The following is a 14,320-nucleotide window of genomic DNA, read 5'->3' as shown; positions in this document are numbered from 1 at the left end:
AGTTATCAATATGGACTTGTCAAATGACAGCTTGAATGGCATTTGACAAGTCTTATCAATTATTCACTAATTGGTGACAATCTGGCTGACAACACCTTGCAAAAGAAGGCCAGTTACTGCGGCTTGTACTTCTTCTCCCTGAGCGTGCAGATACATCCAGCTGTGGTAAATAGCCTGAAAAGTATGGGACACTGTCTTAATATCACAGGAAAAACGTACTCCATGATTATACAGTACCAGGGCAGCATCATAATTTTGCTCCTGGAATAGCAGCAGCCGTTCCGTTGAGACTTTACGGGCAATCAACTCTGTGGTAACAGTATCCATATGAGTTAAAATAGGGTATTGATACATCAGCGTATTCATCCAATCAAACACCTGCAGAACACGCTCTTTATTTGATAAAGCTGTATTGGAATCCAGTCTCGTATTTAGTTCTGCAAAAATTTTCTGTTGTATGTTTTGAACTATGTCTAAATAAAGATACTCTTTACTTTCATAAAAAGTATAAAAGGACGCTTTTGCTATTCCTACGGCTTCGACAATATCATCAATGGTGACTTTCTTGATTCCGTGTTTGGTAAAAAGCCTTTCTCCCTCCGTAAGGAGTTTTTCAGATAATCTTTTTTTCTCATTTTCGCTAAAACGCGGCATGCCTCACTTCTCCTTATAAAGTTACTGCTTAAACTGAAGGTGCAGTATTTGACTTCTGTTTCTGGTGGCAGGCAGGAAATTTAGGAAGCGAAATATCTTTGGCTGACGTTCTTTTAAAAGATCACCGGCACTCCAGGAATGAATTAATTGAATAGTTGGATTCAGCTTCTCAATATCTTTCGCCTTGTCAATTCCCCACATAAAGGTATTACTAATTTTTTTATTGATAAAATAGCTATGTATGACATCGAAGAACATATGGGCTCCAGGGAACCGATTTGCAATAAGTGACAATATTTCAGACACCTCTTCCTCGCTGAAATACATAAGGAGACCTTCTGCGATGATAATGACCGTACTGTTCTCACCGTTATGGATCTGGTCCGTCCATGATGGGTCCAGGACCGATTTGGAAATAAACTGAATACGTTCATTTTCAGTAAAGTACCGTCTTCTGATTTGAATAACATCCGGCAGATCCAGGTCATACCATTTCAAATGACCATTATCCAGTCGTGTTATCCGAGTGTCTAATCCTGCCCCCAGATTAATGATCGTAGTATTTACAGCCTGGGATAAAATATTTGTTACCTCATCGTCAATAATCTTTGTACGCGCTAAAATACCATGTGTTGCTATTTGTCCACCATCTGTTATTATATCATTAAGTTCTACGGTTTTAAGAATTTCTGATGACTTTTCATCTGAAATTATTGGGTTTTCCTTTGCCGTTTCAAAAGCACGTGCTACAAGCGGGATAAATAAAGTCTCTGATATCGGCAGTAAATCATGATTGTTTTTGAATTCCATTCTATGCTCTCCTATTTTAAAATTTGTACCGCAGATAATACAACTTCTATGTTCTGCATTTACCTGATTATTTCTGCAGCTCTGGCATTCAAATAAACCATTCTTCAGTGGCAGGCGGCATTGTGAGTTGGCCTTATAATAGTCATTTATTTTCTTGTCCTGAGAAAGCTCAATTTTCAGCAAAAGAAAAAGGAATAAAAGTATGATAAAACCTATTATGATAAACACCTTTGAAAATAACTGAAGCAGTGACAGGTTTGTTATTGTCCAGAGTAAATGACAGCATATGGGGACAATAATCAAGCAGAATGCAGCACCACATATTATCTTGTAACCATAGTTGATAGAGTTTATTTTTTTCATATTCCATCCTATATATACTAAAAATACAAAACAGTATGTATGGTATATAACGTAATATGATATTTGTAAAGATATAGGAGAAAAAAGTATTAAATTTGTAAGTAAATCTTGTCTCAGCATTTATCATAAAATTTTAACAATTATTTAAGAGTATTTTTTTTGATTTTGCTACCTCTGTTATGTATAATGACAGGAACGTGGCAAAATACTTAAGACATAAGGAGGAAAAAAGTTTGCTGGAATTAAAAAATATAAAGAGATCCTATAACGTCGGAGGCATAGAGACCAAGGCTCTTGACGGAATCAGTGTTGCCTTCAGGCAAAAGGAATTCGTGGCAATACTTGGAACAAGCGGTTCTGGAAAGACAACTTGCTTGAATATCATCGGAGGACTCGACAGGTATGATTCCGGAGATCTTGTAATCAAGGGTAAGAAAACAGCGGATTTTACCGATAGAGATTGGGATGCCTATCGAAACAATTCCATAGGGTTTGTATTTCAGAGCTATAATCTGATCATGCATTTAAGTATTGTAGCGAATGTGGAGCTTGGAATGACCTTAAGTGGTGTATCAGCAGAAGAAAAGCATAGAAGAGCTATCGAAGTACTGGAAAAGGTTGGGTTAAAGGAGCATTTGCATAAGAAACCCAATCAGCTCTCCGGTGGACAGATGCAGCGTGTTGCCATAGCCAGAGCATTGGCAAATGATCCGGAGATTCTTTTGTGTGATGAACCGACCGGCGCTCTGGACAGCAATACAAGCATTCAGATCATGGAACTAATCAAAGAAGTTGCCAAAGAACGACTGGTAATCATGGTAACTCACAACCCGGAACTGGCAGAGAGTTATGCGGATCGTATCATAAGGTTTCAGGATGGTAAAATCATATCCGATACCCATCCTCATATGGAAAGACCAAAAGGGGATGAGTTTAAGCTTAAAAAGACCAGTATGAGTTTTCTTACAGCTTTAAGGCTTTCCTTTAACAATATCCGTACCAAAAAGGGCAGGACCATATTAACTGCTTTTGCTTCCAGTATCGGTATTATCGGAATCGCAGTTATATTGAGTTTGTCTACTGGTTTTCAGACTCAGATTGATGACTTTCAAAGAGATGCCATGGCGGAGTTCCCCATTATTATTTCCCAGTCAGCTGCAACAGTAGATGCAGAGAGCATGGAGAAGATGCGGGAGGAGAGAGCCAATGAAGAAGCAGAATCTTTTAAGGAAACAGATAAAGTAACTCTGTATGACCCGGCGGACACTCAGATTTCCCACAGAAATATCTTTACACAGGAGTATTTGGATTACCTGAACAAGATTGATCCTGAAATCTGCAGCAGCATCGGATACTCCAGATTGGTATCCATGAACATGGTCCGCAAAACAGAGGGCAACGTAATACCTGTATCCTTAAGTTCCCAGAGCCAGAGCTCCGGTAACAGCGGATCAGGAGCAGCACTAACCGGCTCAATGGGACTCTCTTCCTATCCGAAACAATTAAGAGCGGACGAAGAGTCTTATCTGACTAAGAACTATGATCTGTTATCCGGGGAATATCCCACAAAAGAAACCGACCTGGTACTTGTAATTGATACCCGAAACCGTGTGGACTATAATATCCTTAAGAGTCTTGGTTTTGATACCGATAAAAAAGACAGTATAGATTTTGACGATATTGTGGGAACAGAATTTAAAATCATACCCAATGATGTATATTATGTACCCACGGAAGCAGGAACTTATTTGCCGGGTAACGATTATCAGGCGATGTTTGATTCAGCAGATTCCATTACTGTCAGGATAGCTGGTGTCGTCCGTCAGAAGGAAGAGGTCACCATGGGTCTCCTGCTTCCGGGCATCGCCTACAGCGATGAATTATCAGAACTTGTAATAGACAGTGCCAAAGATTCTGCTATTGTAAAAGCGCAGGAGAACAGTGACAAGAACGTGATAACCATGGAGGAATTAACAGAGGACACCAAAGACGTATTTTTATCCTACCTTGGCGGAAATGCAACTCCTTATGTTATCATGGTTTATCCCGATAATTTTGAAGATAAGGATGCGGTTACCGATTATCTGGATCAGTATAATTCCGGTAAAGACTCGAAAGACCAGGTAGTATATACTGATCTGGCAGCAACCATGTCCAGCCTGACCAGCGGTATTATGGATGGTATTACCATTGTTCTCATTGCCTTTGCAGCAATCTCACTGGTAGTAAGCCTTATTATGATATCCATCATAACATATACTTCTGTATTGGAGCGCACGAAAGAAATCGGTATCTTAAGAGCTTTAGGGGCCAGAAAGAAGGATATTACCCGTGTATTTGACGCTGAAACTACCATTCTTGGAATCTTTTCCGGTTTACTTGGTGTCGTTTTGGCATGGGCTCTGACCTTTCCCATCAATGCGATATTATTCAATATTACAGAATTGGAAGGCGTAGCTTCTCTTAAGATTGAACATGCGGTATTCCTGGTTGCCATCAGTACCATTCTTACTGTATTAGGCGGTCATATTCCGGCAAAAATGGCCTCCAGAAAGAATGCCATTGAAGCTTTAAGGTCAGAATAGTAAGTAACCTGTTACAAAGGCAAATAAATTGTGCTGCAACACAACATATTGCATCGAAAATATATGAATATATACTTGATTTAATGGTTTTATCGAAATAATTATTATAATATGTGCTAAAACACATAAAATTTTGAAAAAAACACTTGCTTCTTTTGGAAATACGTGTATAATGAATCACATGATTCGTAGGGCAATGGCGCAGGAAAAGGCGCTGTTGCCCTTTTGCTTTTGTATAGAGCGAAAGGAGCCTTTCATGGAAAACACTAATATCGAGATAAAACTAAATAATGTCAGTATGATTTATCAGGCAGACAACAATGAGGTCACCGCATTAACCGGTGTCAGCCTGGACATACAGAAAGGTGAATTTATCTCTCTCCTTGGACCATCCGGCTGCGGAAAGACGACACTGCTTCGCATAGTGGCTGACCTTTTAAAGCCTACAGGCGGAGAAGTCCTCATAGAGGGAAGTTCAACGGAATCAGCAAGACTTAGCCGCAAATATGGAATGGTATTTCAGAGCCCGGTACTTTATGAATGGCGTACGGTAAGAAAGAATATTGAATTGCCTTTGGAACTGATGAAGGTTAAAAAAGAAGACAGAAAAGCCAGAGCTGAAAAAATGCTCGACTTAGTAGGACTCACGACCTTTGCTGAGCATTATCCACATCAGTTAAGCGGTGGTATGCAGCAAAGGGTAGGTATAGCAAGAGCTTTGGCCTTAAGACCGGAAATTTTATTAATGGATGAACCTTTCTCCGCTTTGGATGAATTCACAAGAGAGAAGCTTCATGAGGATTTGCTTCGAATCTGGAGTAAAACCAACAAGACGGTTATCTTTGTAACTCACAATATTGCAGAAGCTGTATTCCTCTCTGACAGAGTATGTGTCCTCTCACCTCATCCAGGAAGACTTTCAGCAGTAGTAGATATTGATTTGCCAAGACCCAGAAGAAAAGAAATAAAGGATACCTTTGAATTTACTACTTTGGTAGCAAAAGTAAGAAACAGCTTTGAAGGAGTATAGCAGAGGATGATAGCTGGGAAGGAGAGAAAACCTTGAAGATCTTAAAAAGAATCGGAGACACCAAAGGAGCAGTAACGCTGGTGTGGGCTCTTGGTATTATGATTGTCTGGGAAATCGGAGCCTTTTATGTACAGGGAACTAAGAGGACACCTGAAAATGTATTACCGCATATTTACCAGATATTAGGTTCTGTATTCAGTAACAAACCAGTAAGCAGCGGGCAGACAGCCCTCCAAATAGTCATCACCAACGCCGGTGCCACTCTCTTAAGAGCAGCAGCCGGTTTTTTCATTGGTATGATCAGTGGTTTTATTCTGGCATTACTAATGAATCTGTCCGGTGTAATTGAAAAGATAGCTTTTCCATATCTCATGATAATCCAGATGATACCAATACTTGGAATGGCACCAATTGTTCTTGCAATCACCAGAGATATTGGCATTAGCCGGATCGTAATTGCAGCAATCCTGACCTTCTATCCGGTAGCAGCCAATACACTGGCCGGTTTTAAGTCCATAGAACGGGAAAAACATGATCTGATGTATATATGTGCAGCCAGTAAATGGCAGGTATATACAAAGACTTTGATACCTTCGGCTATTCCTTACTTTTTCACCGGACTGAAAATATCGGCACCTATGGCAATAACCGCTTCTATACTGGTGGATACCCTGCAGGGAGATGGAGGTCTTGGTTGTATGTTATCGCAATCCTTGAAACATGCCATGTCTATTATGGTATTTTGGCAGATTGTATTGCTGAGTGCCATTATCGGTATTTTAAGTTTCTACTTGATGGGTGTCATTGAGAAACTGTTTATGCCTCATAAGAGGAAGCGGGTTATGGGAGGGAGAAGGAATTATGAAGACAAAGAATAAAAAAGCAGCATTAACTTCCTTTGTATATCCCTTAAGTTTTGGAGGACTTATCTTTGCTTTGTGGCAGACCGGCGTTCTACATAAATTACTTGGAACCGATGAATTTACATTACCTTTGCCGTCTCGTATCGGAAATATCATTCTGGATAATCTTCCAAAGATAGCGGGAAACATTCAATCCACCTTAATCGTTGCGGTTCTTGGGCTTTTAGCAGGTTCTCTGCTGGGATATGCAGTTGCAATCCTTGCAACCATATTTCCAAGATGGGGTGGAGGGGGACTTAATGTAGTATCTGCCTTTAACGCAGTGCCTATCGTTGCGTTAGCTCCGGTTATTACGAACTGGACAAAGGATGTAAGCAAGGATGCCAGCGTAAGAAGCATGGTTGCAAAAATTCTGGTGGTGATGGTGATCTGTACAGCTGCAATGAGCATTAATGCCTACAGAGGACTGACAGAAGTGAAACCCTTTAGTGAAGACTTAATGAAGACTTATGCAGCTGATAAGCTTACCACTTTTGTTAAGCTTAGGCTGCCAAACAGTATCCCTTATATATTTATTGCTCTGAGGGTTAGCGTACCAGCCTGTGTTATCAGTGCGCTGGTAAGTGAATATTTCGCTGAATATATAACAGGGGTAGGCAGACAGATAAGAGAGAATATCGTATTAGCTCAATATTCCACAGCCTGGGCTTATATTACGGTAGCCTGTCTGATTGGAATCCTAATGTATATGATTCTTATGGTTTTTGAAGGTATTTTGCTGAAGCATCGCAGGAAGTGATTCAAGGCGGACTTTGGCTTATATAAAAAGAATAAGGAAGCAAAATAAGGAGGAAACATCATGAAAAAAAGGTTATTAACAGCAGCTCTTTCTCTGGTAATGGTATTCAGTCTTGCAGCCTGCAGCGCAAAAGGAGATTCAGAAAGTTCATCAGCAGGTGCTTATTTCAGCAAAGAAGCCAGTGCAAAAGACATCGTAGTAAAGGCAGCAACAGAAGGCAAGGTAGGCAACTGGGGTATTGGTAACGAATATGAAATTCAGGCATTACTTTCAAAGTACGAACAGCCTACGACTTATCTAAGTCAGGCATTTGATATGGATGGCTTTGATGATGATTCCATCCTGCTTGCATCTGCCATGACCTATAACGAATTGGGTCTTGTCAGGAACTCTTATGAAGGCGGCTATAAATACGGTGATTCCGTAGGTTATATCGATATGAATGACGAAGGGGTTGCTATGCTGGAGGATAATATATTTACCACCAGAGCTTTTGCAGAGGCTAATCCTAATACCGTAAAAGCTTTCTTATATGCCTCCTTAAAAGGCTGGGAATATGCCTGTGCCAATCCGGAAGAAGCAGCAGAAATCGTATTTAAATATGGCTCCAGTGTATCCAGTGAGCATCAGTCCTATATGGCAGAAGAGGTTAAAAAACTGGTGGAAACTGATACAAAAGGAACAAGTGTAAAGGATTACGGGAAGATGGAGGATGCAGCAATGCAGCAGACCCTGGACCTTGCAAAAAAATATATCAAATTAGATGACTCTGCAGCAGCAGATAAATTACAGACTATAACACTTGATAATATCAGGGATACTTCTTATTGGGAGGCGGCCAATGCTTCCGGAGACGGAAAGTTCGGAACACCCGAAAAATCAAGTGTATCCATACAGTTAAAATGGCTTCCTCAGGCACAGTTCATGGGTTATTATGTGGCACTGGATAAAGGGTATTACAGTGAAGTCGGCCTGGAGGTGAATATAGTACCAGGTGGCGGTGATATCGGAGAAACCACAGCAGTTAATAACGGTACCGTTGATTTTGGCGTAACCTGGGTATCTAACCTGATTGCAGCAAATGCCGGTGGAATGGACCTTGTTGAAGTATCTCAGATCTATCAAAGATCGGGTCTTGTATTGGTATATAAGTACAACAAGTAATATAAGACAGCTCCTATTTTATTTTAAACAGCAAAGGCAATCACGGTAATTACCTGGCTGTGATTGCCTTTTGCTACTTTTGTCAATTTTGTGCCGATATGTTCGGCGGAAGGAGAGGTAAGTGAAATGAGTTACCTAATAAAAAATGGTACTATTGTTAATTCAAAAGAAACCTATCAAAGTGACATTCTGATAAAAGACGGTAAAATTGCTGCTATTGGAAAGAACCTTCCGGCAGAGGCGGATACAGAGATAATTGATGCAGCAGGCAAACTTGTACTGCCGGGAGCTATTGATGTACACACTCATCTTGCCATGCCTTTTGGCGGAACCCTTTCGGCAGACGGTTATTTTGCCGGTACAAGAGCTGCAGCCTGCGGAGGGACGACGACGGTATTTGACTTTGCTCTTCAGGATTTTAAGGAAAATATGGTTGATACCGTTAAAAGAAGAGCTGCGCTTTGTGCACCTGAGGCAGCTGTTGACTATGCCTTTCATGTTGGTGTGAAGGATGTAAGCGGTGACCTGCTTGATTCCATGGAAGAAGCAGTGAATTTCGGAGTTCCAAGCTTTAAGGTATTTATGGTATATGATTTTGGGGTCAGTGACGGAGTATTCTACCAGGTTCTCGAAAAGGCAAAAGCCTGCGGAGGGATGATCAGTGTTCACGCAGAGAATAAAGAAATCTCCAATATGCTGATCCAAAGGTTCTTATCAGAAGGAAAAACCAGTCCCTGGTATCATTACCTGTCAAGGCCTGAATTTGTAGAAGCAGAAGCGGACACACGTGCAATTGAATGGGCGAAATCCTTAAATGCACCTTTGTATATCGTACATCTTGCCAACAAAGACGGAGTAGCAGCGGTTACCAAAGCAAAGGAAGAAGGCTATCAGATTTATGCAGAAACCTGTCCCCACTATCTGCATTTTACCAAGGAAGTCTATAAAAGAGAGGACGGCAGAAACTTTGTATGCTCTCCGCCTATCAAAGGACAGGAAAGCCAGGATGCTCTATGGGAGGCAATCAAGCGGGGAGATATCGATACCATTGCTACCGATCACTGCCCTTTCCAAAGCTATGAAAAGGACTGGGGAAAAGAGGACTTTACCAAGATACCCAATGGATGTGCGGCAATAGAAAATATGTATCCGTATATGCTGTCGGCTGCCAATACAGGTAAGATATCTTTTCATAAGGCAGTGGAACTCTGCTGTGAAAACCCTGCGAAGCTATTTGGCTGCAGGGAGAAAGGCTTCCTGGTACCGGGAAAAGACGCAGATATCGTTATCTATGATCCGGAGAAGCACTTTACCATAACCTGTGAGAATATGCATTCTGATTACGACCATACCATTTGGGAAGGGGTTGAGTTAAAAGGTTATCCCATCAAGACCTTCTCCAGAGGAAGAGTGGTGTTTGACAATGGAGAATTTGTAGGTGAAGCCGGATGGGGTAAATTTATCAAGCGCAGCTTAAAATGAAGTAGCCGCTACGAATCTGTGAAGTGAAAGATATAAGTGTGAAAGGTGGTGCTGATATGTCTGCTGACAAGAAATACGCTGAGCTTTTTCTGGCACAGGAAGCTGCCAAGTGCCTTTTATGCCATGGGGCACCCTGTACCGATGCCTGCAGGGAAGGTTTGAGGCCTTCGGATTTTGTAAGATCGGTCAGATTCGAAAATCTCAGTGCCGGGTTAAAGGCTGTGAAAACAGAAACCTGCCGTTCCTGTGATGCTGCCTGTGAGAAAGCCTGTATTCATTATGATGTTCCTGTTAAGATTCAAAAAATGGTTTCGTTTACAGAAACTGAGACAGCAGCAGATGATGCAGGAGTAAGTGATTTATCTATAGAATTCTGCGGAGTTCAGTGTGAAAATCCATTTTTCCTGTCCTCCTCTATCGTCGCTAGTAATTATGAAATGTGCGCAAAAGCATTGAGAGCCGGATGGGGAGGAATCGTATTCAAGACCATAGGCTTTCTTCAACCGGAGGAGGTATCCCCGCGTTTTGATGCAACAAGAAAAGAGGGTACCCCTTTTATCGGCTTTCGCAATCTGGAGCAGATTGCAGAACACAGTCTGAAGGAGAACCTGGAGTATATAAGAAGACTAAAGCAGGATTTTCCTGAGAAAATAATCGTAGCTTCTATAATGGGGCAGACAGAGGAGGAATGGACGGAGCTTGCCAGAGCAGTTACAGAGGTTGGAGCCGATATTATCGAATGTAATTTTTCCTGTCCTCATATGTCTGCACAGGGTCTGGGTTCTGATGTGGGGCAGAATACAGAATTGGTAAAGAGGTATACGGAATATACCAGAAAAGGTACACATCTGCCAATTCTTGCCAAGATGACACCTAATCTCGGAAATATGGAGCTGCCTGCCCTTGCAGCCATGGAGGGAGGCGCGGATGGGATTGCCGCGATCAATACCTTAAAGAGCATTAGTGGCATCCATTTGGATAATATGGCACCTCCGCCTCATATAAACGGCAAATCAGCTATTTCCGGTTATTCCGGTAAAGCTGTAAAACCGATAGCACTTCGATTTATTCATGACATTGCAAGCCATGAGCAGTTAAAGGGGGTACCAGTCAGTGGAATGGGAGGAATCGAGACCTGGCAGGATGCAGCTGAGTTCATAGCTTTGGGCTGTGGAAATATTCAGATAACCACTGCTGTGATGCAATATGGCTATCGCATCATCGATGACCTGATTTCTGGTCTGAGTGGCTTCTTAAAGAGAAAAGGCTACCGTTCTCTGACAGAATTACGCGGTAGTGCGCTGGAGAGCATTGTCAACCCAGACACCCTTGACAGAAAGACCATGGAATATCCTGTTTTTCAAAAAGCAAGATGTGTTGGATGTGGCAGATGCTACATCTCCTGTCAGGATGCCGGGCATCAGGCAATAAGCTTTGATAAGACCGTGAGAAAACCTATGCTGTCTGCGAAAAACTGTGTTGGTTGTCATCTCTGTCTGTTGGTATGTCCCTGTAATGCAATTGAAAGGTCAAGGCGTGTAAATAAACCTGACAGCACCAAAAAATCAGTACAGGTATAGGTCTTTCATTCAACGGCAGCTAAAGAAAGGAAAGTTGTGGTGATATCATGGCAGTAACACTTGCTAGGCTTTTTGCAAACACAGAAAAAAATTATAAAATCAAGCTGCTGGCAGGTCAAAAGGGTATGAAAAGTCTGGTACGCTGGGTTCATATGGTAGAAGACAGTGAAGTTCCGGGGTTTCTCCACGGCAATGAATTAATAATGACCACTGGTATTGCACATGCGGGGAGCGGCTGGCTGGTGGAATTTGTGAAAAGCCTGAGAAAACATGGTGCAATAGGACTGATTCTGAATGTGGGGCCTTATATTAAAGAAATACCCGCTACAGTTACCCAATACTGCGATGATAATGGTTTTCCGTTATTTACCGTACCCTGGGAAATTCATCTGATTGATGTTACCTTTGATTTTTGCCACCGTATCATAGAAAATGAAGAACATGAAACAGATACGGCCTCTGCCTTTCGTAACCTGATCTTTACGCCTGGTAATAAGAATGCTTATGTACAGCCATTAGGGAAAGGTGGTTTCCATAACAGGGGAGAATACACACTGATGCTGATACAGGCGGTGAAAAATGAAAAGCTTATATTAGGGGACGAGTGGAATAACCTGAAATTCGGGCTGCAAAGTGTGCTGCGGTATGTGGATAAACCTATCTGTATTTTCGATCAGGAAAACTATCTGGTCATCATTGCGTCTGGCATACACTGGTCTCAAATGGAGGGATACGGTAAGCTTATTGAAAAAGAATTGTTTCCGGAAGAAGAAGTACAGCTGTTTATTGGAATCTCTGATACGGTTATGGGATATAATGAGCTGCATTTTTGTTACCGGCAGGCAGTGACATCAATTTCAACAGCAAAACTGCTTCGGAAAGAAACAGTTAAATATCAGGACACCGGAATCTATAAGCTGTTGTATGCAGTAGAAGAAACAGGTGTGTTAAAGCGTTATCTGTCAGATACCTTGTGGGAGATCAGAGAATATGATTCGCTGCATAATACTGATTTTGAAAATACTTTAAAAGTGTATCTGGAGAATAACGGGAGTATTCAAAAGGTATCGATGATAATGAAGGTCCATCGTAATACCGTTAACTACAAAATGAAAGCAATCAGAGAAATCTTTGGGCTGAAAATGGATTATGAAGATATCGCCAGGCTGTGGCTGGCTTTTGATATTAAGAAAATAACAGCAGAATAACATAAGGATTGGAGGGGTCAGCATGACTTCACAGGAAATCAAAGAACAGCAAACAGGATATGTATTGCAATCCTGGTCAAAACAAAAAGGTTTGAAGCCTATACCCATTGAAAGGGGTGAAGGAATCTATATGTGGGATTATGAAGGGAATCGTTATACCGATATGTCCTCCCAGCTGGTTAATCTCAATGTAGGCCATGGTAACGGTTACATAGTCGAAGCCATAAAAGCGCAGGCAGAAAAGTATTGCTATATTTCACCAAGCTACGCCAGTGAACCCAGGGCGGAACTGGCTAAAATGTTAATTGAGAGACTGCCGGATAATATGGGTAAGATCTTCTTTACCAACGGCGGAGCAGATGCCAATGAAAATGCCGTAAAAATAGCGAGGCAATATACCGGCAGGCATAAGGTCTTTTCCAGATACAGAAGTTATCACGGTTCCACCTTTGGTGCCGGTAACCTTACCGGTGAACCAAGAAGATATCCTTTAGAACCTGGAATCCCAGGTTTTGTGAAATTTTTTGACCCCTACCTTTATCGCGAAAAGATTCATTTTACCACAGAAGAAGAAGCGTCTGAGTATTATATTGCCAAACTGCGGGAGCAGATTCAATACGAAGGAGAAAACAGTGTTGCCGCAATTGTACTGGAAACCATCACCGGCTCCAATGGAATCATAATACCTCCCAAAGGCTATTTGCAGGGAATCAGACAATTATGTGATGAGTATGGTATTCTCTTGATCTGTGATGAAGTTATGGCCGGCTTTGGCAGAACAGGAAAGATGTTCGGCTTTGAGAATTGGGGCATCAAACCGGACCTTGTGACCTTTGCAAAAGGTGTGACCTGCGGTTATATACAGCTTGGAGGTGTTGCCGTCAGTAAGAAGATAGCTGAATATTTTGAGGAAAACTTCCTTTCCTGCGGTCTTACTTACAGTGGTCATCCGCTTGCCTGTGCGGCAGGTATTGCCTGCCTTAAGTTCTATGATGATGCTGAAATTCTTGACAATGTAAATAAAGCCGGTAAAATACTTGCCAAAGAGTTAGAGAGGCTGAAGGAGAAACATGCCAGTGTAGGGGATGTGAGATATATCGGATTATTTTCTGCTGTGGAACTGGTAAAGGATAAAAAAACGAAAGAACCTCTGGTTCCTTATGGCAGGGATACGGCTGGAGTTATGAAAGGGATTATAGGAAGGTTATCAGCCAAGGGATTTATGACTTACTCTCATGAAAATATGATACTGATAGCGCCACCCCTGATTATTACCGGAGAGCAAATAACGGAAGAATTGGTAAAATTAGATGAGGTGTTGAAAGAAGTAGATATGGAAATTTAGAAAAGGGGTGATCCAGTGACAAATGAGCGCTTTCATAAAAGGGAAATCGAGCTGTTAAAGATGATACCGCCAACTCATTTTCGGACTGTGGAATCTTTTGATATGAAAAAGGCCGCTACAGAAATTTGTGTTGAAATTGACCTTAAAGATACCTTTTTACAAAAGCTTTCCTTTAAAGCACCCTGGGATGGCAAAATGTATGCATATGCAAAAATTACAAAAGAATTTGAAAAGTTATGCAGTGAAATCAATATCGCCGTAAAAGAAATCAAATTAATGTACCTGGAGGATTGGGACGCTAAATTCTCACTTATAATCGAAGGAGAAGAGAATAACAGGGAATTGTCCTTCTATGTATCTTCCTTTGAGGTGTTGGAGCTGTTAAAGAATTGCTGCCGTATTCCGGAGCAGAAAGTAAGTGCGACATAGGGCACGGA

12 protein-coding genes are annotated in these 14,320 nt (G+C 41.5%); 10 read left to right on the top strand and 2 right to left on the bottom strand.

Going from position 1 to position 14,320, the window contains the following annotated elements:
* Positions 1–66 precede the first annotated feature (66 nt).
* Positions 67–654 carry a TetR/AcrR family transcriptional regulator gene (locus R2R35_RS03015; protein WP_317733017.1) on the bottom strand — a complete coding sequence of 196 codons (588 nt, stop codon included), beginning with the start codon at positions 652–654 and terminating at the stop codon, positions 67–69.
* A gap of 21 nt (positions 655–675) precedes the next feature.
* Positions 676–1,827 carry a class I SAM-dependent methyltransferase gene (locus tag R2R35_RS03010; protein WP_317733016.1) on the bottom strand — a complete coding sequence of 384 codons (1,152 nt, stop codon included), beginning with the start codon at positions 1,825–1,827 and terminating at the stop codon, positions 676–678.
* Positions 1,828–2,060: 233 nt separating this feature from the next.
* Between R2R35_RS03010 and R2R35_RS03005 the strand changes: the two genes are divergently transcribed.
* The 10 genes from R2R35_RS03005 (at position 2,061) to R2R35_RS02960 (ending at position 14,312) form a co-directional block, all read left to right on the top strand.
* Complete coding sequence (locus R2R35_RS03005) at positions 2,061–4,412, top strand: ABC transporter ATP-binding protein/permease (protein WP_317733015.1); 2,352 nt, start codon at positions 2,061–2,063, stop codon at positions 4,410–4,412.
* A gap of 256 nt (positions 4,413–4,668) precedes the next feature.
* Positions 4,669–5,442, top strand: coding sequence for an ABC transporter ATP-binding protein (locus R2R35_RS03000; protein WP_317733013.1), 774 nt, complete (start codon positions 4,669–4,671; stop codon positions 5,440–5,442).
* Between the two features lie 32 nt (positions 5,443–5,474).
* Positions 5,475–6,320, top strand: a complete 846-nt coding sequence (locus R2R35_RS02995) for an ABC transporter permease (RefSeq protein WP_317733012.1) — start codon at positions 5,475–5,477, stop codon at positions 6,318–6,320.
* Positions 6,304–7,104, top strand: a complete 801-nt coding sequence (locus R2R35_RS02990; protein WP_317733011.1) for an ABC transporter permease — start codon at positions 6,304–6,306, stop codon at positions 7,102–7,104. The genes R2R35_RS02995 and R2R35_RS02990 overlap by 17 nt, the downstream gene beginning before the upstream one ends.
* 60 nt (positions 7,105–7,164) lie before the next feature.
* Complete coding sequence (locus tag R2R35_RS02985) at positions 7,165–8,268, top strand: ABC transporter substrate-binding protein (protein ID WP_317733010.1); 1,104 nt, start codon at positions 7,165–7,167, stop codon at positions 8,266–8,268.
* 126 nt (positions 8,269–8,394) lie between these two features.
* A complete protein-coding gene (gene hydA, locus R2R35_RS02980; RefSeq protein WP_317733009.1) occupies positions 8,395–9,750 on the top strand; it encodes a dihydropyrimidinase in 1,356 nt (451 codons plus the stop codon).
* 56 nt (positions 9,751–9,806) lie between these two features.
* Complete coding sequence (gene preA / locus R2R35_RS02975) at positions 9,807–11,330, top strand: NAD-dependent dihydropyrimidine dehydrogenase subunit PreA (protein ID WP_317733008.1); 1,524 nt, start codon at positions 9,807–9,809, stop codon at positions 11,328–11,330.
* Positions 11,331–11,377: 47 nt separating this feature from the next.
* Positions 11,378–12,538, top strand: a complete 1,161-nt coding sequence (locus tag R2R35_RS02970) for a PucR family transcriptional regulator (protein ID WP_317733007.1) — start codon at positions 11,378–11,380, stop codon at positions 12,536–12,538.
* A gap of 22 nt (positions 12,539–12,560) precedes the next feature.
* Complete coding sequence (locus R2R35_RS02965; protein WP_317733006.1) at positions 12,561–13,883, top strand: aminotransferase class III-fold pyridoxal phosphate-dependent enzyme; 1,323 nt, start codon at positions 12,561–12,563, stop codon at positions 13,881–13,883.
* A 15-nt stretch (positions 13,884–13,898) separates the two neighbouring features.
* A complete protein-coding gene (locus R2R35_RS02960) occupies positions 13,899–14,312 on the top strand; it encodes a hypothetical protein (RefSeq protein WP_317733005.1) in 414 nt (137 codons plus the stop codon).
* Positions 14,313–14,320: the final 8 nt, after the last annotated feature.

This window comes from Anaerocolumna sp. AGMB13020, from assembly GCF_033100115.1.
In the GTDB taxonomy this organism is placed as follows: domain Bacteria; phylum Bacillota; class Clostridia; order Lachnospirales; family Lachnospiraceae; genus Anaerocolumna.
Note: the sequence above shows the minus strand (reverse complement) of the source record. Positions and strands in the feature narration are given on the sequence as shown.